Source organism: Psychrobacter sp. LV10R520-6, assembly GCF_900182925.1.
Taxonomy (GTDB): Bacteria; Pseudomonadota; Gammaproteobacteria; order Pseudomonadales; family Moraxellaceae; genus Psychrobacter.
This window is the reverse complement of sequence record NZ_LT900024.1, coordinates 2,013,529-2,034,797: the sequence shown is the minus strand read 5'-3', so window position 1 is coordinate 2,034,797 and position 21,269 is coordinate 2,013,529. Positions and strand designations below refer to the sequence as shown.

Here is a 21,269-nt window from a genome sequence, read left to right as displayed (position 1 = left end):
AGAATTAACTATTAGCGATCAAAACAGCAGACAATAAAAAAGGGTTTATCAATTGATAAACCCTTTTTTTGTTTAGCACCAAATAACTCCAGTGAAAAACGACAGTCTAATAATAGTTATCCGTAAATAAATATTATTTGATTTTTGCTTCTTTAAAGATCACATGCTGGCGAATTTTTGGATCAAACTTTTTGATTTCCATTTTGCCAGGCATCGTGCGCTTGTTTTTGGTAGTGGTGTAATAATACCCAGTACCAGCAGTTGATACCAACTTGATTTTATCTCTCATGATAGTTTTCCTTTAAATGATAGCGTGCAAGCACTAAGCTTAAACTTTTTGACCTTGTGCGCGCAAATCTGCTAACACTTTATCGATACCTAGTTTGTCAATGATGCGCATACCTTTAGTAGATATACGTAGACGCACAAAACGATTTTCAGATTCTACCCAAAAACGATGGCGTTGAAGGTTTGGTAGAAAGCGACGACGGGTTTTGTTGTTTGCGTGCGAAACATTATTACCCACCATAGGGCGCTTTCCAGTCACTTGGCAAACTCTAGACATGGCGAACTCCTGATCTATGAAGTATGAGTCATTCTCATACCAGTCTGGGCAAGTTGCGCGCATTTGCGGCATGGACACAGCAAGCGGCACCATTGCACCAAACAAAACTATATGAAGGTTGAGCTGGTATTTCTGTCATCTAAAGGCAAATAACAGGCAGACCAATTCAGAAAATTTTAAAGTCGACATTTATACCATAAAATCAATAAATACTCAAACTATTTTATGATAATTGTCGTCATGTAAGTCAGCTATTATACCCTGAATTTCATGCGCTATGTTGTTGATTACTTAATGCAAAGTTTTAATCTTTAGTTGTAAGTTATAACAAAAGTCAGTAAAGTTGCTGTTATAAATTTCATACAAACTGTTAGTACAGTTAACCTTACTGTAAATCTATGTATCGTTGCCTTTCTTTTAGATATTTTCCCGAAAAGAAGGCAACGATTTACGTTTTTTTGCTTGATCAGAATCTTGCTGATGCGGAGTTCGAAATATGTCCTATAGCTCACTACCTCTTACTTCTAAGTTGTTTCAACTTACCTCTTTAACTTGCGCCTTAGCTTTAGCTGGTTGTGGTGGTGGTGGAGAGGGTGATACGGTAGATTCTATTGACCCGGTGCCTCCTCTAGGTGAACAGCCCGTTAAGAGTGATGAAGATACACCAGATGGTGATATTGAGCCTGACTTTTTCTTACAACCCATTGCAGTTAGTCCAAATAGTATTGAGTTATCCGATGAACCCACAGCTTTTACCGTTACGATAAAAGCAGCTGAAAAGGCCAGTGGCGGTGCGGTCATCGATAAAAACATCAGCTTAAAAATTGAGAATTCTGAAAATAATGGCATTACCATTGATGGGAAAAGTACGATTGCCACTGATAGTGATGGGTATGTCACCTACACGCTTCAACTAAATCCAGGAGCTGTCACTGATAAAGCTGCATTGTTAGCGAACGGCTTTAATCTAACTGCTTCTGCTACTAAAAATGATGGTGCTGTTATCACGCAGGTAAATAAAGTCGCTGTATTCAAAAAAGGCAGCGGCGATGGCACACAGGTAGAAGTCAGCACCCTTGATATTCAGCCCGTATTAAATACCAGCTCAGTGTCTAACAATGTTTTAAATGCTTATGGTGACACTGCAGTATTTAGTGTCATTGTAAAAAATAAGAATGGCGCACGTGCCATCGGTGTGACCGTAGGTTTAGGGATTACCAGTGTTAAAGGGGTCGCTATTACTGGTGGTAATAGTAAAGAGACCGACTCTAATGGTATCGCGACTTTTAATATTGAAGTCGATAGTAAGCTGACAAAAGTTGAACGCGACGCTCTTATTCAGCAAGGTATTTTTTATGTTATCAATATTAAAGAAAAAAGTGGTGCTACTAAAGAGGTTTCTGATAAGTTCGTAGTTGCGCCCCCTATCTCTGATTATAAGCTTGAGATAGAAGGTATGACCAATAAGCTCAATGCCTATGGCGATACGCAGCAGCTGGTTATCACTGCCAAACCTACGAATGACGACGTACCGACCCAAATTAACGAGGCTAAAGTGAGTGTGAGGCTCAATAACGTGATTCAAGGTGTGAGATTAAGCCGTGAAGCGCTAATTTTAGACAATAAGGGTCAAGCAACGGTAGATTTAATTATACCCGACAACTTGAGTGAAGCGTCTCGCGCCAAGCTTGCAAAAGAGGGTGTCAGCTATACGGTCATGTTGTCTGAGCCGAACCGCTCGGTGACTACCCAAACCTATACCAACAACGTGTATATTCCTCAGGCTCAATATCAAATCACATTCGGCATCAATAGTAAAAGTAAAATATCAAGTTATGGCAGCAGTGCGGTTATTAGCTTTCGCGTTAATGATCAGAACAATGGCGGTATCATTGCGAATCAAGCGGTTACTGCTATCTTACCAAAAGAGCTCAGAGATGCTGGACTGTTAACATTAGACAGTGCTGCCACCCAACCGACCGACGCCAAAGGTATCGTTAGCTATACTGTGCGTGTTCCTGCTGGGCTGAATGCAACCAAACGAGCTGTATTAGAAAAAGCTGGCGGTTTTGCGTTGACCGCTAGTATGACTGAAGCCTCTGGTGTGAGCAGTCGTGTTAATAGTGAACGTGTCAGCATTACGGCTGAAAGTGAGACAATTCTTAGCTCCAATAGTATTCCTAGTGTCATCAACATCTTAAAAGATCAGTTTCAGATTCAAGTATCTGGTCGTCGTCCTGATGGTAGCGCTGCTGCTGGGAAAGATGTGAAACTTATTCTCAATGAGGTGGCAGGGGTTAGCATTCGAGGTAGTGAGCAGACTACTGATGCGGCAGGTAATGCCGTGTTTACCGTTAATATTGAACCAAGCTTAACCTTAGCGCAGCGTAAAGTCTTAGCCACCTCTGGTATTTCCTACACCGCAATCCTCACCGATGAAGACGGCATTGCTACCCAAAAATACACAGCACAAGCGGCTATTCCTACCGCTGAGTATAATATCAACTTTGGTACTAGCAGCAACCCTCAGCTATCTAGCTCAGGTGGCAGCACCGTCATCAGTTTCCGAGTGAATGACATTAATGGTGGTATCATTGCCAACCAAAAAGTCACTGCTGTACTACCAAAACGCTTAGCCGATGCTGGGCTGTTAACTTTAGACAGTGCTGCGACCCAATTGACCGATAGCAAAGGTATGGTCAACTATACCGTCCGCGTCCCTGTAGGACTATCAGCAGAGCGCAAAACAGAATTAGAGGGCATCGGTGGCTTTACATTGACGACTGCTATAATAGAAGCTTCAGGGGCAACCAGCACCGCCGTCAGTGAGCGTGTACGCATCAGCAACGAAGCACAACGAAGTGAAACCGTCCTCAGCTCAAAAAGCATTCCAAGCGTCATTAATGTTCTTAACGACCAGTTTCAGATACAAGTATCCGGTAAGCGTCTGAATGGTAGCGCGGCAGCTGACAAAATGATGAAACTCACCATTGATGGCGTGGTAGGTGTTAGTGTTCAAGGTAATGAGCAGACCACCGATGCAGCGGGTAACGCCGTATTTACCGTCAATCTCAGCCAAGATTTAACAACGGAGCAGCGTAAAACCTTGGTCGCCTCCGGTATTACCTATACTGCTATCCTTACTGATGATGATGGTGTTGCTACTCAAAATTATAAAGCCCCTGTGACTCTACCAGTCGCTCAGTACAACATTAATTTTGGCACCAGCAGCAACTCTCGGCTATCAAGCTTTGGCGGTAGCGCTGTGCTTAGTTTTCGAGTCAACGATAGCCGTGGTGGGGCAATTACCAACCAATCAGTCGTTGCAAGCTTACCAAGTAATCTAACGGAACAAGGATTGCTTATCATTGAGGGTGGGGCTGAAAAAGTCACGGATATCAATGGCGTGGTTAACTACACGGTGCGTGTCCCAGCCGGATTGTCGGCGGCGCGCAAGGCTGAACTTGAGCGTATTAGCGGCTTTGCATTGACTGCAACCTTGACTGAAGGCTCAGGAGCGACCAGCACAGTCAACAGTGAGCGTATGAGTATTACTTCTGAAAGCGCCACCGTCCTCAGCTCAAAAACCATACCAGGCGTTATTAACGTCCTTAAGGACCAATTTCAGATTCAAGTATCCGGTAAGCGTTCAAATGGTGCTGCTGCCGCTAATAAAGTGGTAAAGCTGTTTATTGAAGGTGTACCAGGCGTTAGCGTTGAAGGCAATGAGCAAACGACTAATGCCGCGGGTAATGCGGTATTTACGGTTAATCTTAGCCAAGACCTAACCGATGACCAACGTAACGCCTTGATTGCTTCAGGCATTACCTACACCGCCATCCTTACTGACGATGACGGTATTGCCACCATAGAAAATGTGAATGCAAAAGTAGAAAAACCGGCTGCTGAATATAAAATTAGCGTTGGTACGATTAGTAATCCCCAGCTATCAAGCTCCGGTGGTAGCACCGTTATTAGCTTCCGCGTGAATGATAAAAACGGGGGTATTATCGCTGGCCAAAAAGTCACCGCTGGGCTATCAAAGAGCTTTACCGATGCTGGGCTATTAACCTTAGACAGTACTGCTGAGCAAGTGACTAACGATAAAGGCATGGTTAGTTACACGGTTCGTGTTTCAGCAGGTCTAAATGGCGATCAAAAAGAGCTACTAGAAACAGCAGGTAGCTTTGCGTTGGCAGTTGCCATGACAGAAACTTCTGGTGCAAGCAGCACAGCAGTCAGTGAGCGTGTAAAAATTAGCGACGAAGTTAAAGTCAGCGCTACCGTCCTCAGCTCAAAAACCATACCAGGCGTTATTAACGTCCTCAAGGACCAATTCCAGATTCAAGTATCCGGTAAGCGTTCAAATGGTGCTGCTGCCGCTAATAAAGTGGTAAAGCTGTTTATTGAAGGTGTACCAGGCGTTAGCGTTGAAGGCAATGAGCAGACTACCGATACTGCGGGTAATGCCGTGTTCACCATTAATATAGAGTCCAGTTTAAGTTTGGCACAACGTGAAGCTTTAGCGGCTTCAGGTATTACTTATACCGCTATCCTTACGGATGATGATGGTATTGCCACCCAAAAATACACTGCACAAGCAGCTGTTCCTGCTGCTGAATATAAAATTAACTTTGGTATGATTAGTAACCAGCAGCTATCAAGCTCTGGTGGCAGCACCGTTATTAGCTTCCGGGTGAATGACATAAACGGCGGTATCGTTGCCAATCAAAGAGTCACCGCGGTATTACCAAAAGCCTTAACCGAAGCTGGGCTATTAACCTTAGATGGTGAGGCGACTCAAATCACCAATAATCAAGGCATGGTCAGCTATACCGTCCGAGTTCCAGCAGGATTGAATGGCGAGCAAAAAGGCGATTTAGAAGACGCAGGTAACTTTGTATTGACGACTGCTACCATAGAAACTTCAGGGGCGACCAGCACTGCTGAGAGTGGTAAGATTGAAATTAGTAGTGAAGTACAAAAAAGCGCAACCGTTCTCAGCTCTAAGAGTATTCCAAATGTTGTTAACGTTTTAAAAGACCAATTTCAGATTCAAGTATCGAGCAAGCGTCCGAATGGTGGTGCAACTGCTGGTAAAGTCGTCAAACTGACGCTTAATGACGTGACAGGCGTTAGTGTTGAAGGTAACGAGCAAACCACCAATGCTGCCGGTGATGCGGTATTCACCGTTAACATAGATAAAACCCTCACTTTAACCCAACGTCAAGCGTTAGTTGACGATGGCATTACTTATAGCGCCATCCTTACTGATGAGGATGGTATTGCCACTTTAGATGATGGGAATGTACCAGCAGAAGTGCCAACCGCTGAGTATCAAATTAACTTTGGTACTAGCAGTAAAGTGCAGTTATCAAGCTCAGGCGGCAGCACCGTCATCAGCTTCCGTGTAAATGATAAAAACGGTGGCATTGTTGCCAATCAAAGAGTCACCGCGGTATTACCAAAAGCCTTAACCGAAGCTGGGCTATTAACCTTAGATGGTGAGGCGACTCAAATCACCAATAATCAAGGCATGGTCAGCTATACCGTCCGAGTTCCAGCAGGATTGAATGGCGAGCAAAAAGGCGATTTAGAAGACGCAGGTAACTTTGTATTGACGACTGCTACCATAGAAACTTCAGGTGCAAGCAGTACGGGAGTGAGTGAGCAAATAGGTTTCAGTAATAAAGTACAACAAAGTGCTACCACTCTAAGCTCTAAGAGTATCCCAAGTGTTGTTAACGTTTTAAAAGACCAATTTCAGATTCAAGTATCAGGCAAGCGCGCAGATGGCAGCGCAGCAGCCAGTAAGGTGATGAAACTGGATATTGATGGTGTGTCAGGCGTTAGCGTTGAAGATAGTGAGCAAACCACTAATGCGGCGGGTAATGCCGTGTTTACCATTAACATAGATCCAAGCCTCACTTTGACGCAGCGTGAAGCGTTGGTCGACTCTGGCATTGCTTACAACGCCATCCTTACTGATGAGGACGGTATTGCTACTATAGAGGACAAGGCACAAGCGGCTATACCAGCTGCTGAGTATCAGATTAATTTTGGTACTAGTAGCAAAGTACAGCTATCGAGCTCAGGTGGCAGCGCTATCATCAGCTTCCGCGTGAATGACATAAACGGCGGTATCGTTGCCAATCAGAGAGTCACTGCTGTACTACCAAAAGCCTTAACTGATTCTGGACTGCTAACCCTAGACAGTGCTGCTACCCAAGTGACCGATACTAAAGGTATGGTCAGCTACACGGTTCGAGTTCCATTTGGACTATCAAATACTCAAAGAGACGCGTTAGAAGGAGAAGGCGGCTTTGTATTAACGACAGCTATCATAGAAACCTCAGGGGTGGCCAGCACAGCAGTCAGTAAGCGTGTAGTTGTCAAAGCTCAACCTGGTAAAAGTGATACCGTAATTACATCAAAAACCATACCAGGCGTTATTAACGTCCTTAAGAACCAATTTCAGATTCAAGTATCCGGTAAGCGTTCAAATGGTGCTGCTGCCGCTAATAAAGTGGTAAAGCTGTTTATTGAAGGTGTACCAGGCGTTAGTGTTGAAGGCAATGAGCAGACTACCGATACTGCGGGTAATGCCGTGTTCACCATTAATATAGAGTCCAGTTTAAGTTTGGTACAACGTGAAGCTTTAGCGGCTTCAGGTATTACTTATACCGCTATCCTTACGGATGATGATGGTATTGCCACTCAAAAGTACACCGCACAAGCAGCTGTTCCTGCTGCTGAGTATCAGATTAACTTCGGTACGATTAGTAATCCCCAGCTATCAAGCTCCGGTGGTAGCACCGTTATTAGCTTCCGCGTGAATGATAAAAACGGGGGTATTATCGCTGGCCAAAAAGTCACCGCTGGGCTATCAAAGAGCTTTACCGATGCTGGGCTATTAACCTTAGACAGTACTGCTGAGCAAGTGACTAACGATAAAGGCATGGTTAGTTACACGGTTCGTGTTTCAGCAGGTCTAAATGGCGATCAAAAAGAGCTACTAGAAACAGCAGGTAGCTTTGCGTTGGCAGTTGCCATGACAGAAACTTCTGGTGCAAGCAGCACAGCAGTCAGTGAGCGTGTAAAAATTAGCGACGAAGTTAAAGTCAGTGCTACCGTCCTCAGCTCAAAAACCATACCAGGCGTTATTAACGTCCTTAAGGACCAATTTCAGATTCAAGTATCCGGTAAGCGTTCAAATGGTGCTGCTGCCGCTAATAAAGTGGTAAAGCTGTTTATTGAAGGTGTACCAGGCGTTAGCGTTGAAGGCAATGAGCAAACGACTAATGCCGCGGGTAATGCGGTATTTACGGTTAATCTTAGCCAAGACCTAACCGATGACCAACGTAACGCCTTGATTGCTTCAGGCATTACCTACACCGCCATCCTTACTGACGATGACGGTATTGCCACCATAGAAAATGTGAATGCAAAAGTAGAAAAACCGGCTGCTGAATACAAAATTAGCGTTGGTACGATTAGCAACTCGCAGCTGTCAAGCTCTGGTGGCAGCACAGTGATTAGCTTCCGCGTCAATGACAAAAACGGTGGCGTCATTGCCAACCAGAATATTACCGCCAAGCTACCACAAGGCTTAATTGATGCTGGACTGCTCACCTTAGATAGTACTGCCGCGCAAGTGACCAATGCTAAAGGTATGGTCAGCTACACCGTTCGTGTTCCAGCAGGATTGTTGCAAGCACAAAAAGAGATATTAGAAGCAGCCGAAGACTTTGTACTGAATGCTGTCTTAACAGAAGCCTCAGGTGCAACGACTGATGTTGACAGTGGTAAGATTATTATTAGCGACGAAGTTAAAGTCAGTGCTACCGTCCTCAGCTCAAAAACCATACCAGGCGTTATTAACGTCCTTAAGGACCAATTTCAGATTCAAGTATCCGGTAAGCGTTCAAATGGTGCTGCTGCCGCTAATAAAGTGGTAAAGCTGTTTATTGAAGGTGTACCAGGCGTTAGCGTTGAAGGCAATGAGCAAACGACTAATGCCGCGGGTAATGCGGTATTTACGGTTAATCTTAGCCAAGACCTAACCGATGACCAACGTAACGCCTTGATTGCTTCAGGCATTACCTACACCGCCATCCTTACTGACGATGACGGTATTGCCACCATAGAAAATGTGAATGCAAAAGTAGAAAAACCGGCTGCTGAATACAAAATTAGCGTTGGTACGATTAGCAACTCGCAGCTGTCAAGCTCTGGTGGCAGCACAGTGATTAGCTTCCGCGTCAATGACAAAAACGGTGGCGTCATTGCCAACCAGAATATTACCGCCAAGCTACCACAAGGCTTAATTGATGCTGGACTGCTCACCTTAGATAGTACTGCCGCGCAAGTGACCAATGCTAAAGGTATGGTCAGCTACACCGTTCGTGTTCCAGCAGGATTGTTGCAAGCACAAAAAGAGATATTAGAAGCAGCCGAAGACTTTGTACTGAATGCTGTCTTAACAGAAGCCTCAGGTGCAACGACTGATGTTGACAGTGGTAAGATTATTATTAGCGACGAAGTTAAAGTCAGTGCTACCGTCCTCAGCTCAAAAACCATACCAGGCGTTATTAACGTCCTTAAGGACCAATTTCAGATTCAAGTATCCGGTAAGCGTTCAAATGGTGCTGCTGCCGCTAATAAAGTGGTAAAGCTGTTTATTGAAGGTGTACCAGGCGTTAGCGTTGAAGGCAATGAGCAAACGACTAATGCCGCGGGTAATGCGGTATTTACGGTTAATCTTAGCCAAGACCTAACCGATGACCAACGTAACGCCTTGATTGCTTCAGGCATTACCTACACCGCCATCCTTACTGACGATGACGGTATTGCCACCATAGAAAATGTGAATGCAAAAGTAGAAAAACCGGCTGCTGAATACAAAATTAACTTTAATCCGGGGAATAAAGAGAAGATATCTGTCTTCGGTGGTACTGCCATCTTAAGCTTCCGCGTTAATGACAGCAAAGGCGGTGCTATTGCCAATCAAACCGTCACTGCAAGCTTACCAAAAGAGCTGACTGACGCCGGACTATTAACCTTAGACGGTAACACTGAACAAGTGACCAATGATAAAGGTGTTGTTAATTACTTAGTTCGTGTGCCAGCAGGATTAAATGATGATCAAAGAAAAGAACTAGAAGCAGCAGCAAAAGACTTTTCACTGACTGCTGTCTTAACCGAAGCCTCAGGGGCAACCACTCAAGTTGATAGTGAGCGTGTCAGCTTTACAAGCGTGAGTGAGACAATACTTAGCTCTAAGAGCATCCCAGGTGTAGTTAACGTCCTCAAAGAGCAATTCCAGATACAAGTATCGGGTAAGCGTCCAGATGGTGGTGCTGCTGCCAATAAAGTGGTGAAGCTGGTTATTGATGGTGTGCCCGGCATTAGTATTGATAACAACGAGCAGATTACTGATACCGATGGTAATGTAGTGTTTATGGTTAATCTTAGCCAAGACCTAATGGATGACCAGCGTAAAGGGTTGGTTGCTTCAGGAATTACTTACACTACCATCATCACCGATGACGACGGTATGGCTACTCGACAATACAATGCACCTGTAATGCTACCCGTAGCACAGTATCAAATTAACTTTGGTACTATAAGTAGCCCGAAGCTATCGAGCTCAGGCGGTAGCACTGTTATTAGCTTCCGTGTGAATGACAAAAACGGCGGTGTTACCGCTAATCAATCCGTCACTGCTGTGCTACCAAAAGAGCTGACCGATGCGGGATTGTTAACCTTAGATGGTGACGCCACTCAACTCACCGACAGTAAAGGCATGGTCAGTTATAGCGTACGTGTTCCAGCAGAATTGCTGCAAGCGCAAAAAGACATATTAGAAGCAGCAGGAAAAGGTAAGTTTGTATTGACGGCAACTGTAATAGAAGATTCAGGCGCAACCAGTACTGTTGACAGTGGTGAAATTAGTATTAGCAGTGAAGTACAAAAAAGCGCAACTGTCCTTAGCTCAAAAAGTATCCCTAGTGTGGTCAACGTCCTCAAAGACCAGTTCCAAATTCAAGTATCTGGCAAACGCAAAGATGGTGCTGCTACGGGTAAAGTAGTGAAACTGGCCATTAATAACGTAACAGGGATTAGTGTTCAAGATAGTGAGCAAACCACTAATGCGGCGGGTAATGCCGTGTTTACCATTAACATAGATCCAAGCCTCACTTTGACGCAGCGTGAAGCGTTGGTCGACTCTGGCATTGCTTACAACGCCATCCTTACTGATGAGGACGGTATTGCTACTATAGAGGACAAGGCACAAGCGGCTATACCAGCTGCTGAGTATCAGATTAATTTTGGTACTAGTAGCAAAGTACAGCTATCGAGCTCAGGTGGCAGCGCTATCATCAGCTTCCGCGTGAATGACACGAACGGTGGAGGGGTAGATAAGCAAACAGTCATTGCAAGTTTGCCTAGCAACTTGATTGATCAAGGCCTACTGGCTATTGAAGGGAGTGCTGAGCAAGTCACTGATGCAACAGGTATGGTCAGTTATACCGTACGCGTTCCAACAGGTCTGAATGATGGTCAAAAAGAAGCGTTAGAGACTGCGGGTAAATTTGTATTAACGGCTAAAGCCATTGAAACCTCAGGTGCAAGCAGCGTTATCAGTAGCACACCTATTAACATCGGTTCGGCTATTGGTCAAAGTGATATTAAACTAGTATCTACTAGTAACCCTAAAGTGGTCACTGTATTAGATAGCCAGTTTACCATCCAAGTATCTGCTAAGCGTCCGGATAGTAGTGCGGTGGTGGGTAATGTAGTGAAACTAGTTATTGAAAATGTGGAAGGGATTAGCATTCAAGGTAGCGAGCAAACCACCAATGCTGCCGGTAATGCGGTATTTACGGTTAACCTTAGCCAAGACTTAACAGTAACCCAACGTGAGGCATTAGTGGCTTCAGGTATTACTTATACCGCTATGATTACTGATGATGACGGTACTGAAGCCACTATCGCTGATCAAAAAATCAACGTTGAGCAACCAGCGACTAGTATTAATTTTGCCTCAATCTTAACGCCAAATATTAGTGAGCTTGGTGGTAGTGGCAGTGTCACTGTCAAGCTACTAACCAAAGATGCTAATCCCCAAGCTGTTGAAGGGCAAGCAGTTGCCATTCAGTTAGGCAAAGTAGCGCTTGATTATGGTGTTAGTGTCAATAAAGAGTCAGCGACTACAGACTTTAGTGGTGAAGTGACATTCATTGTTGATATACCAAAAGGTTTAACCTCTGAGCAGCGTATTGAGCTGAAAGATGTAGGGATTGATTATCAGCTGTCTTATGTCGAAAAAGACAACACTTATACTTCTAAAACCCAAGAAGTTAATATTACCACCCCAGATGTTGATTTAACGGTTCTAAATCCACCTAACCTTATTAACAACCGTCCTTTCTATACCTTAAATGGCGAAGGGGATACGGCTGTTATTCAAGCAGGGTTGAGCACGCAAATGACCAGCTTCCAAATCGCTGGCCAACCCATTGAGTTAGCGTTCGAGAATGCAGAGCTGGCAGCACTATTAAATGTGAATGGAAAACTCGGCTCAGCCGCAAATATTGTCAGCACAAATGCTGATGGCGTGGTCAGCTTTACGGTTATCGTGCCAAGTAATTTGACTCAGGAGCAAAAGAATAAGCTAAAAAATCAGAAGCTGACAGCCACACTGAAGGAAACATTGACAGGCAAAAAGCAAGAGATACAGTTTAATATACAGTCTACAAAAGCCGCTATTGATCTAATAGCTATAACACCAAAAGCACTAAACCTAAATGGTGGTGAGACTCAGATTGAAGTAATAGCCCAAGACAGTAAAGATAATGTCATAGCGGGGCAAAAGGTGTTCCTTGCGCTACCAGCAGCTATTGCCAGTCAAGGTGTTATCTTGGCAACAAGTGGCACGCAAACCACTAATGATTCAGGTAAAGCGACCTTTACAATCGCTGTATCAGGTGGTCTAACTGATGCGCAAAAAGCGGCTATTGGTAATAGCTTTATAATTGCGCTATCGGCAGCTGATGCTAATGGCAATATTGCTACTAAGACCAGTATTGTAACCACGACTACTCCGGCTGCGAATGGTACGCAAGAGAACTTAAGTATAGGCGCAAACAAAGTCGTCAATACGAAAGGTGATACCTTTAAAGTCTTTGTGCGAGTTGCTGATAATGAGGGCAGCATTACCAATCGTGACGTGCGCTTAAACGTTGACGACCCCATCAAAACTGGTGTCAGTGTGACCAATGGCACCGCTACAACCAACAGTGATGGTGTCGCTACCTTTGAGCTAACACTTGAAACAGGTGCGAATGTTAACGACGCGCTTTTAGCAGCAGGTATCAAGTTAACTGCGACGACAACGACTGCCGAGGATGTTAAATTAGAACAAAATTATATCGTAGCAGTCGATAACGGCATTTTAGAGAATTATAGAATTGTCGGACGTTCGGATAAAACCACCTTAAACACAGGCGGTGATCAGACCACCACGACATTTATAGTCACTGATGTTAATGGAGGGGTTTTGGCAGGTGTCCCTGTGCAGCTCAGTATCGAAAACTTAGAAGCCAGTGGTGCGGCGTTGGCCACCTCAAGTGTCGTCATTACCGATGAGCAGGGCAAAGTTGCAGCTGGTGTACTGCTCGCTGCAAATACTATCAATGCCCGACTTAATCACAGTGTTGTGATTAATGCGAAGGTCGTTACTCCGCAGTATGATGCCGATGGAAATAGCATCATGCAAGTACGGGCACAAAGCACAGAAACTTTATCAGCAGTGGGTACTAAAGTCACTCTCAATGCGTCACTTAATAATTTGAATTCTGGCGATGTAACGACAGTTACTACGACGCTAAAAGATGGCGCTGAGCGAGCGATTGCGAATGCAGATATGGAGCTGATAGATGCTGAAGGTAATAGCATTGCTACCGCTATTAAAACCAATGCTGATGGCGTAGCGGAATTCAACTTGGAAGCAGATAATTTGGATTTTGATGACAACGGTAATCTTCGTGTCTTTGCGAGAGCAATCGGTGAGCGCGCAGTATTTACCCAACGCAGCACTAACAGTGTGAACTTAGTAAAAGTCTCGCAAGCGGGTATCAGTTTTATTGATATTAAAGACTTTTATAACGCTAATGAGTCCCATACTATTACTATAGAAGTCCGAACTGACTCTGCAGCACAAGCTAACGCGCTTATTGGTAAACAAATAGAAGTCCAGACAACGCTTGGTAATTTTAATAATAATGATGTGATTACGACTCAAGCGATTAATGCGACCAATGTTGATGGTAGTATTATTACTGTGCCTGTGATATTAACTTCTAGACTTGCTGGTACGGCGGTACTACAAGCGACCGTACTAGCTGAGACTAATAATGGTAACCCTAAATACCGAACGTCAGTCGACACGCGCTTTAGGGCAACCACACCGGCGACTATGTCACTGCAGGCCGTTCGTTCTACAATTGTGCCACAAGGGAGCACCGAAGTTGTTGCTTTGATTAAAGATCAAAATGATGTGCCCGTAGAAGGTGAGACAGTAGTATTTAGCCGTATTGCTGATGCATCAGCGGGTCGCCTATCAGCCGCCACAGCGGTAACGAATAATAAAGGTGAGGCGCGAGTGGTGTATCAAGCCAATGCCAGTACCGCTGTTAACGGTGTCGTCATTAATGCAGAAGTCCTGAACAATAAGACTATCAAGCAAACTGTTAATATTACGGTATCAAAAGAGGCGGTATATACCACATTAGCATTTAGTAACGATTTGACCTCTGATAACATTTATTACACCTTAGAAGGTTCGATTTCTGTCATGGATGGCTCAGGCCGCGCAGTGCCAAACCAAGATGTATCGATTAAATCGTACGCCATTGAGTATGCGCAAGGTACAGTGTGTCTGTTGGACAGTAAAGTTAGCTATCAAACCGCTGATAATCTAGAACGTTATTCTGAGCAACTAACGATACCAATGAAATCTGGTTGGTTTAATACTGAGGATCCAGATTATAACTATACTTTAGAAAAAGATGATGATCTGAATGGCAACAATCGTCTTGATGCTATCAATCCTGTATCTATTATCGGTGGGACAGTATCGGACGATGGTTACACCTTTATGACGGATGAAGAAGGACGTGCTGACTTTAGCATTCGCTATCCGATACGTTATGCCAATTGGGTGAAAGTGCGCTTTGATGCCTCTACATTTGTGAATGGTAGTGAAAATACGCAAAGTCTGAACTTTGAGCTGCCATTCCTACCGGAAGATATAGATATCGTTAATGGTACTTTGAAAACACCATGGGAGAACAATGCCAGTGCCTTTGGTGCCGGCGGTGCACAATGTGTAGATAGCATAAGTATCAACGTTGATGAAGAGGAAAAGACTACTAGAGTGATGTTAACGCCTTCGCAAGATTTTTCTGTCAACATTAATGGTGAAAAACCTACTACAACGTCACAGGGCTTTAACTCTTTTGTAGTAGACTTTGATAAAGCTTATGCTATAGGCGCTATTGTTAATGTGAGCAATAACGGCTTTAGTTTTAAACAGGAAATTAAGGTTCAATAATCATTGAGTCCGTTTAACTACCGATTATTTTTCAACTTTTAATAAGCCAATACCAAAACTCCCAATGTGAACTGACCCCCATAAGTTGGACACAACTTACGGGGGTTATTTTAATGGCTAATAAGTAGCGTTGGGGGTTTTTACATTATTGCTCTAAATAACTAAAAACAACTAACCCAGCAAGCAAAATTATCCAAAAAAGATTAAAATAGTCGACTTACCCTGCTACCGATAGAGTTCTAAGCACGGTAGATGGCTATCATTTTATTTTGAATTGGGCGCACTATGTCAGACACCGCAAATATTACTTCAACTAATGCTTCATCGGATACTTCTCCTAACACAACGACTATTGATACCGCCACGCTATTGATTAAGTGCCGCGACCAAGCCGGTATCGTACAGGCCGTATCAGAGTTCATTCATCGCTATGGCGCTAATATTATTAGTTTGGATCAGTATTCGACGGCTCATGAAGGCGGGCAATACTTTATGCGTTTAGAGTTTGTTTTAGAAGGTCTGAGCGATATTATAGACAATTTTGAGGCCAGCTTTGCGCATACCGTTGCCAAGCGGCATAACATGACATGGCGTCTACATGACAATGGGATAAAGACCAAAGTTGGTATTTTGGTATCCAAGTTTGACCATGCCTTATTGGATTTACTATGGCGGCATCAACGCGGCTTGCTCGATTGTGAGATTACTTCCGTAATCAGTAACCATTCTGACTTACGCCAAGCGGTCGAAAACTTTGGTATCCCTTTTCATCATATTCCTGTGACTAAGAACAATAAAGCAGACGCAGAAGCACAGATTCATGAGCTGATGGCAGGGAATGATTTACTGGTATTGGCGCGCTATATGCAAATATTGTCATCAGACTTTGTTAAGCGCTGGCCGATGCAAATTATCAATATTCATCATTCATTCTTGCCAGCGTTTGTAGGAGCAGATCCTTATCGGCAAGCGTATGATAAAGGCGTGAAACTTATTGGCGCGACTGCTCATTATGTTACCGCTGATCTGGATCAAGGACCTATCATCGAGCAAGATGTGCACCGGGTGACCCATCGGCAAGGCGTTGCTGAGTTGCGGGCGATTGGACGTGATATAGAGCGCAATGTGCTGGCAAGGGCAGTCAATTGGCATGTGCAAAATCGGGTGATCGTGGCAGGTAATAAGACGGTGGTATTTAATTAAAAAGGCAATTTCTTAATAAAATTATCTAAGCAGGTGCTAAGCACTAATTGTGAATAACGGCTCGTAAACAATAGGCTAAGTCATCTTACTTTATCTTATAGCACCAACTCTAACACAAACTTGCTGCCAACAAAGCCAAGTGCTAATAAGATAAAGGCATAGATGGTGATGTTGGCGGCAAGTTTGCCTCGCCAGCCAGCGCACCAATTCCCCAGCAGTAATGCACCGAACATCAACCACGATAAGATGCTAAATACCGTTTTGTGAGCGATATGCTGCGCCATTAAGTCTTGTACATAAACAAACCCGAGTCCCAACGCAATGCTGAGCAGGACAAAGCCGACTAAGATCATATCGAACAGTAAGCCTTCCATAGTTTGTAGTGACGGTAGCTTATTGACCCAAAAGCGGTGAATGGTATGATGCTTAAGCTCACGGATTTGTAGACGTAAAAATAGCGCTTGCACCGCTGCCATCAGCAGCACACAATAGGCGGCAAATGACAATAAGATATGCGCTTCAAGACCCATACTGACATCGGTGAGCGGCTGATAAGGAGCGCGGCCAATATAGCCAATAGCCATACCAATCAGGGCCGTAGGTGCAGCCAAAATCCCTAGGCTGACAATGGGACGATATAGAGAAAATAGCACGTAGAAGAATAAGAAAAGTAAACTGGTCAGACTGAACACATTAAATAGATTAAAATTTAGCCCGTATAAAGTGACAATGTAGGGATATAACAGCGCTGCGTGCGCCAGCATACCCACCAGTAATAAGCCAAGACTGGCGCCTTTATTGATGGGCCTATCTGTCGTCAATGCCCAACCGATATGGATACTGACCACGATATAAGCCATACTGGCTATCACAAACGCAAGTAACACAGGCAAGCCTCATTGAAAATCAGGAGCGCGCCATTGTCACTATTGTCACTTAGGGCCGCTCAAGTTAATGCTAAAATGGTATGATTAGAATAATCCTTCAATTTATCATAAAATAGAGGCCAATTGAGAATCGTCGCTATTATTATTTGACTAAGCCTGTATTAAAATCTATATCTACGCTTTTACTGAAGAAAAGTTATTCATTAAAAGCGTTAATTTCAGAGCTTAGATAGAAAATTTGCGAATAGCACAAATAAATAGCTCAAATAAATAGAAAGCTAGTGAGTAAAAAGCCTCTCTAATTGATCGCCACACTGATTGTTGACTACAACATTATTGACCAGAAGATTATTGACCAGAAGGTTACTAGCCAAAGAACTACTGGCCAAAAAACCACTGACTGAAAATTACTAATTGATTACTAAATGAGAGTTATTTATGTTTGATACCTTAACCGAACGCCTATCGTCGAGTTTACGCAATGTTGTCGGTACTGGGCAGCTGACCGAAGACAATATTAAAGATACCTTGCGTGAAGTGCGTATGGCATTGCTAGAGGCCGATGTCGCGCTACCTGTGACTCGTGATTTTGTCAAACGCGTTAAAGAGCAAGCGCTAGGCGAGGAAGTACTCAAAGAATTAGCACCAGGCCAGGCGTTTGTAAAAATTGTCCACGATGAGCTGACCGAGATGATGGGCAGTGCCAATCAGCAGCTGGAAATGACCGGCAAGCCACCTATCATCTATTTATTAGCGGGCTTACAAGGTGCAGGTAAAACCACCACCGCTGGTAAATTGGCTAAATATTTACAAGAGCGCCATAAAAAGAAGGTCATGCTGGTCTCAGCTGACGTCTATCGTCCAGCAGCCATTCAGCAGCTTGAACAAGTCGCCTCACAAGTTGATGCTAAGTTTGTTAATTCAAGCACTGATGAAAATCCGATTGATATTGCCTTACGTGCGATCGAAGAAGCCCAAATTCAATATCAAGATATCTTGATTATTGATACGGCTGGTCGTCTGGCTATTGACGAAACCATGATGGATGAGATCAAGGCGTTAACTGCAGCGGTTAATCCTTCTGAGACTTTGTTCGTCGTGGATGCGATGACCGGTCAAGATGCCGCCAATACTGCCAAAGCCTTTAACGATGCATTGCCATTGACGGGTGTTATCTTAACCAAGACCGACGGTGATGCTCGCGGCGGTGCAGCGTTATCGGTACGTGCCATTACGGGCAAGCCGATTAAGTTCTTAGGTCGCGGCGAAAAATTAGACGCGTTAGAACTCTTCCATCCAGAACGTATCGCCCAGCGTATCCTTGGTATGGGTGACGTACTGAGCTTAGTTGAAGAAGTTGAACAAAAGATTGACCGTGATAAAGCCGAAAAAATGGCGAAAAAGATGCAAAAGGGCGGCGCATTCGACCTTGAAGATCTACTGACTCAGTTTCAGCAAATGAAGAGTATGGGCGGCATGTCAGGCTTCCTTGATAAAATGCCGGGCATGGGCGGATCCGATATGCAAAAGGCGGTTGAAGATGCCAAGCCAGAAGAAAAAGTTCGCGAGATGGAGTCGCTTATTAATTCGATGACCCCCTTTGAGCGCCAAAATCCGGATAAGATTAATCCGAGTCGTAAGCGCCGTATTGCTGCTGGTTCGGGTAAAGAAGTCCAAGATATTAATCGTTTGCTAAAGCAACATAAGCAAATGGCAAAAATGATGAAAATGATCTCTAAGCCTGAAGGTATGGGTAAAATGATGAAATCTATGCAAGGATTGATGGGCGGCGGCGGTGCCTCTGGTGGCGGTGGCGGTGGTCCCTTGTTTGGTGGCGGTGGTCAGTCAAAAGGTGGTATGAAAGATGTGAACCAAGCGCAAATGGCCAAACAAATGGGACTGGATCCTAATAATATGCCCAGCACTGAAGAGATGCAAAAGCAGATGCAAGAAATGCAAAACGAACCCACTAAGGATTTTAAAAAACGCTTTTAAGTCATCGCTAGCTTTTTAATATTTTTTAATAGTGGTTGCTAGGCAAAAATCCCAAAGCTAATGGTAGTTTTGGGATTTTTTATGGACATATCGTTTAGTCAGTCTAGAACATCTAACAATTGACAGAATAATTTCAAATGTTAAAAAATGACTCAATGAATAAAGTATGAATAACGTAGAAAGTGATAAAACTTACTGACCCTAAATGCTATGATAGGCGCTATTTGATAACACCAGTAGCTTAAGCCGAGGTCATGATGTTTTTAGCAATGGATACCGTGTTCGATCAGTGTTCGATCGCGATACTTGATGACAGCGGTAAGGTCATATCAAGCCAAACTGAAACCGGTAAACGCCAGCAGACTCAGCAAATATTGCCGATGATTGACGCTGCCTTAACCAAAAGTCAGTTAAGCCTCTCTGATATACAAGCATTAATATTTAACCGCGGTCCAGGTGCGTTTAGCGGTATTCGTATTAATACGGCAGTGGTGCAAGCATTATCGGTGGCGCATGATTTGCCTTGTGTGGGTATCTCAAGCCTACAAGCAATTGCGCAGTGTGCTTATCAGCAATATGGCTTAACAGAGGTTTATAGTGCCCTTGATGCCCGCATGCAGCAAGTGTATTTCGGGCATTATTTATTACAAGAGCAGCGATTGGATAACCAGTCAGATAACCCATCAAAAATTGCTATCATGCAGCCAGTGAGTATAGAAGAAAGCGATAGTACAGAGCAGCTGTTAGATTATGAGCGTCAAACGCTGCTTAATATTCCTATCGTTGGTAATGGCGCTGGCTTACTGAGCCACTATGATGGGCAGATATACCATGAAGATGTCTGCCCCGATGCGGTGGTCATAGGACAATTGGGTATTGCGCAATTTATGACTTTGGGGGGTACCGATGCGGCGCTTGCACTGCCAAAATACTTACGCAATCAAGCTTGGAAAACCCTGAAAGAACAAGGCAAAGCGTAGTTTTATTATATCGCATTAGGCATTGTTTATAACGGCTAAAGACCTCATCGTTGAATGTCTAATATCAACCATATCACGACAATATAAAACAACCAGCAAGTCTGTTTTTAGGAAAGCGATTGTGGATATACTTTTATTAATTCAAGCCGTCATCATGGGTATCGTTGAGGGTATTACTGAGTTTTTACCCATTTCCAGTACTGGTTATCTCATCTTGTCAGCAGACTTGATGGGCTTTTGGACTAAAGACAAGGTCGATTTGTTCATAGTAGTGGTTCAACTGGGGGCTATTCTGGCAGTCATTTATGACTATTGGGGACGATTGTGGCAAGCGCTCACAGGGCTAGTCACCGGAAAGTCGGATGTTATGAGTAACCCAAGACAGTTGGGACTGAGTTTGATTATTGCTACCATTCCAGTGATGCTCATCGGCTTTACCTTTGCCGACGAAATTAAAACCTATTTATTTAACCCTATTACTGTGGCGATTATGCTGATTATCGGTGGTTTGCTGATATTTTATGTAGAAAATCGCCCAAAGACTATTATTGCTAACGAAGCAGAAGATGTCAGCTTCAAGACCGCATTAAAAATTGGCCTGTTTCAGTGTTTGGCGTTAATACCGGGCACGTCACGCTCCGGCGCCACCATTATTGGTGCGCTATGGCTTGGGGTCTCACGTAAGGCATCGGCAGAATTCTCTTTTTTCTTAGGTATTCCGGTCATTATTGGTGCTGGGTTATTAGATTTGCTCAAGCATCATGAGGTATTGACCAATAGCGAAGATTGGTTGGTGTTGGGCGTAGGCACAGTAGTGTCATTTATCGTGGCGCTGTTGTGTATTCGCTGGCTGGTAGCTTGGGTCAGTCGCCGCGACTTTAAGATTTTTGCCTGGCTGCGTATTATTACTGGTATCGTAGTATTAGTAGCAGCTTGGGGCTTTGGCTATCAATTCGCCGGCTAGTTGCTGTTTTTTATAAGAGTAGACTTGCTAGATTTTCAGGTTTTTGGCTTGGTGTTTG

Annotated in this window: 8 protein-coding genes; 5 read left to right on the top strand and 3 right to left on the bottom strand. The window is 43.9% G+C overall.

Going from position 1 to position 21,269, the window contains the following annotated elements; translation table 11 throughout:
- Positions 1 to 133: 133 nt before the first annotated feature.
- A complete protein-coding gene (gene rpmG, locus U1P77_RS08395) occupies positions 134 to 289 on the bottom strand; it encodes a 50S ribosomal protein L33 (RefSeq protein ID WP_068037488.1) in 156 nt (51 codons plus the stop codon).
- A 39-nt stretch (positions 290 to 328) separates the two neighbouring features.
- The gene (gene rpmB, locus U1P77_RS08390) at positions 329 to 565 is read right to left on the bottom strand and encodes a 50S ribosomal protein L28 (protein ID WP_147224075.1); all 237 of its coding nucleotides are present in this window, start codon (positions 563 to 565) and stop codon (positions 329 to 331) included.
- A 496-nt stretch (positions 566 to 1,061) separates the two neighbouring features.
- Between rpmB and U1P77_RS08385 the strand changes: the two genes are divergently transcribed.
- Together U1P77_RS08385 and purU are read left to right on the top strand one after the other, a co-directional pair.
- The gene (locus U1P77_RS08385; protein WP_321154582.1) at positions 1,062 to 15,182 is read left to right on the top strand and encodes a beta strand repeat-containing protein; all 14,121 of its coding nucleotides are present in this window, start codon (positions 1,062 to 1,064) and stop codon (positions 15,180 to 15,182) included.
- 285 nt (positions 15,183 to 15,467) lie between these two features.
- Entirely contained in the window at positions 15,468 to 16,385 is a 918-nt protein-coding gene (purU, locus tag U1P77_RS08380) for a formyltetrahydrofolate deformylase (RefSeq protein ID WP_321154581.1), read from the top strand.
- Positions 16,386 to 16,480: 95 nt separating this feature from the next.
- On the opposite strand, the gene U1P77_RS08375 is transcribed toward purU, so the two are convergent.
- The gene (locus U1P77_RS08375; protein ID WP_321154580.1) at positions 16,481 to 17,272 is read right to left on the bottom strand and encodes a cytochrome C assembly family protein; all 792 of its coding nucleotides are present in this window, start codon (positions 17,270 to 17,272) and stop codon (positions 16,481 to 16,483) included.
- A gap of 438 nt (positions 17,273 to 17,710) precedes the next feature.
- On the opposite strand from U1P77_RS08375, the gene ffh reads away from it, so the two are divergent.
- The 3 genes from ffh to U1P77_RS08360 all read left to right on the top strand — a co-directional run bounded on the left by ffh (position 17,711) and on the right by U1P77_RS08360 (position 21,211).
- On the top strand, positions 17,711 to 19,267 hold the full coding sequence (ffh, locus tag U1P77_RS08370) for a signal recognition particle protein (protein WP_321154579.1): 1,557 nt from the start codon (positions 17,711 to 17,713) through the stop codon (positions 19,265 to 19,267).
- 257 nt (positions 19,268 to 19,524) lie between these two features.
- On the top strand, positions 19,525 to 20,247 hold the full coding sequence (gene tsaB / locus U1P77_RS08365) for a tRNA (adenosine(37)-N6)-threonylcarbamoyltransferase complex dimerization subunit type 1 TsaB (RefSeq protein WP_321156663.1): 723 nt from the start codon (positions 19,525 to 19,527) through the stop codon (positions 20,245 to 20,247).
- A 121-nt stretch (positions 20,248 to 20,368) separates the two neighbouring features.
- Positions 20,369 to 21,211 (top strand): undecaprenyl-diphosphate phosphatase, encoded by an 843-nt coding sequence (locus U1P77_RS08360; RefSeq protein ID WP_321154578.1) that lies wholly within the window; start codon positions 20,369 to 20,371, stop codon positions 21,209 to 21,211.
- The last annotated feature ends 58 nt before the right edge of the window (positions 21,212 to 21,269 follow it).

Excerpts from the sequence above, each read along its gene's own strand:
- rpmG (WP_068037488.1), bottom strand. The coding sequence starts at position 289 with ATGAGAGATAAAATCAAGTTGGTATCAACTGCTGGTACTGGGTATTAT.
- rpmB (WP_147224075.1), bottom strand. The coding sequence starts at position 565 with ATGTCTAGAGTTTGCCAAGTGACTGGAAAGCGCCCTATGGTGGGTAAT.
- U1P77_RS08385 (WP_321154582.1), top strand. The coding sequence starts at position 1,062 with ATGTCCTATAGCTCACTACCTCTTACTTCTAAGTTGTTTCAACTTACC.
- purU (WP_321154581.1), top strand. The coding sequence starts at position 15,468 with ATGTCAGACACCGCAAATATTACTTCAACTAATGCTTCATCGGATACT.
- ffh (WP_321154579.1), top strand. The coding sequence starts at position 17,711 with ATGTTTGATACCTTAACCGAACGCCTATCGTCGAGTTTACGCAATGTT.
- tsaB (WP_321156663.1), top strand. The coding sequence starts at position 19,525 with ATGTTTTTAGCAATGGATACCGTGTTCGATCAGTGTTCGATCGCGATA.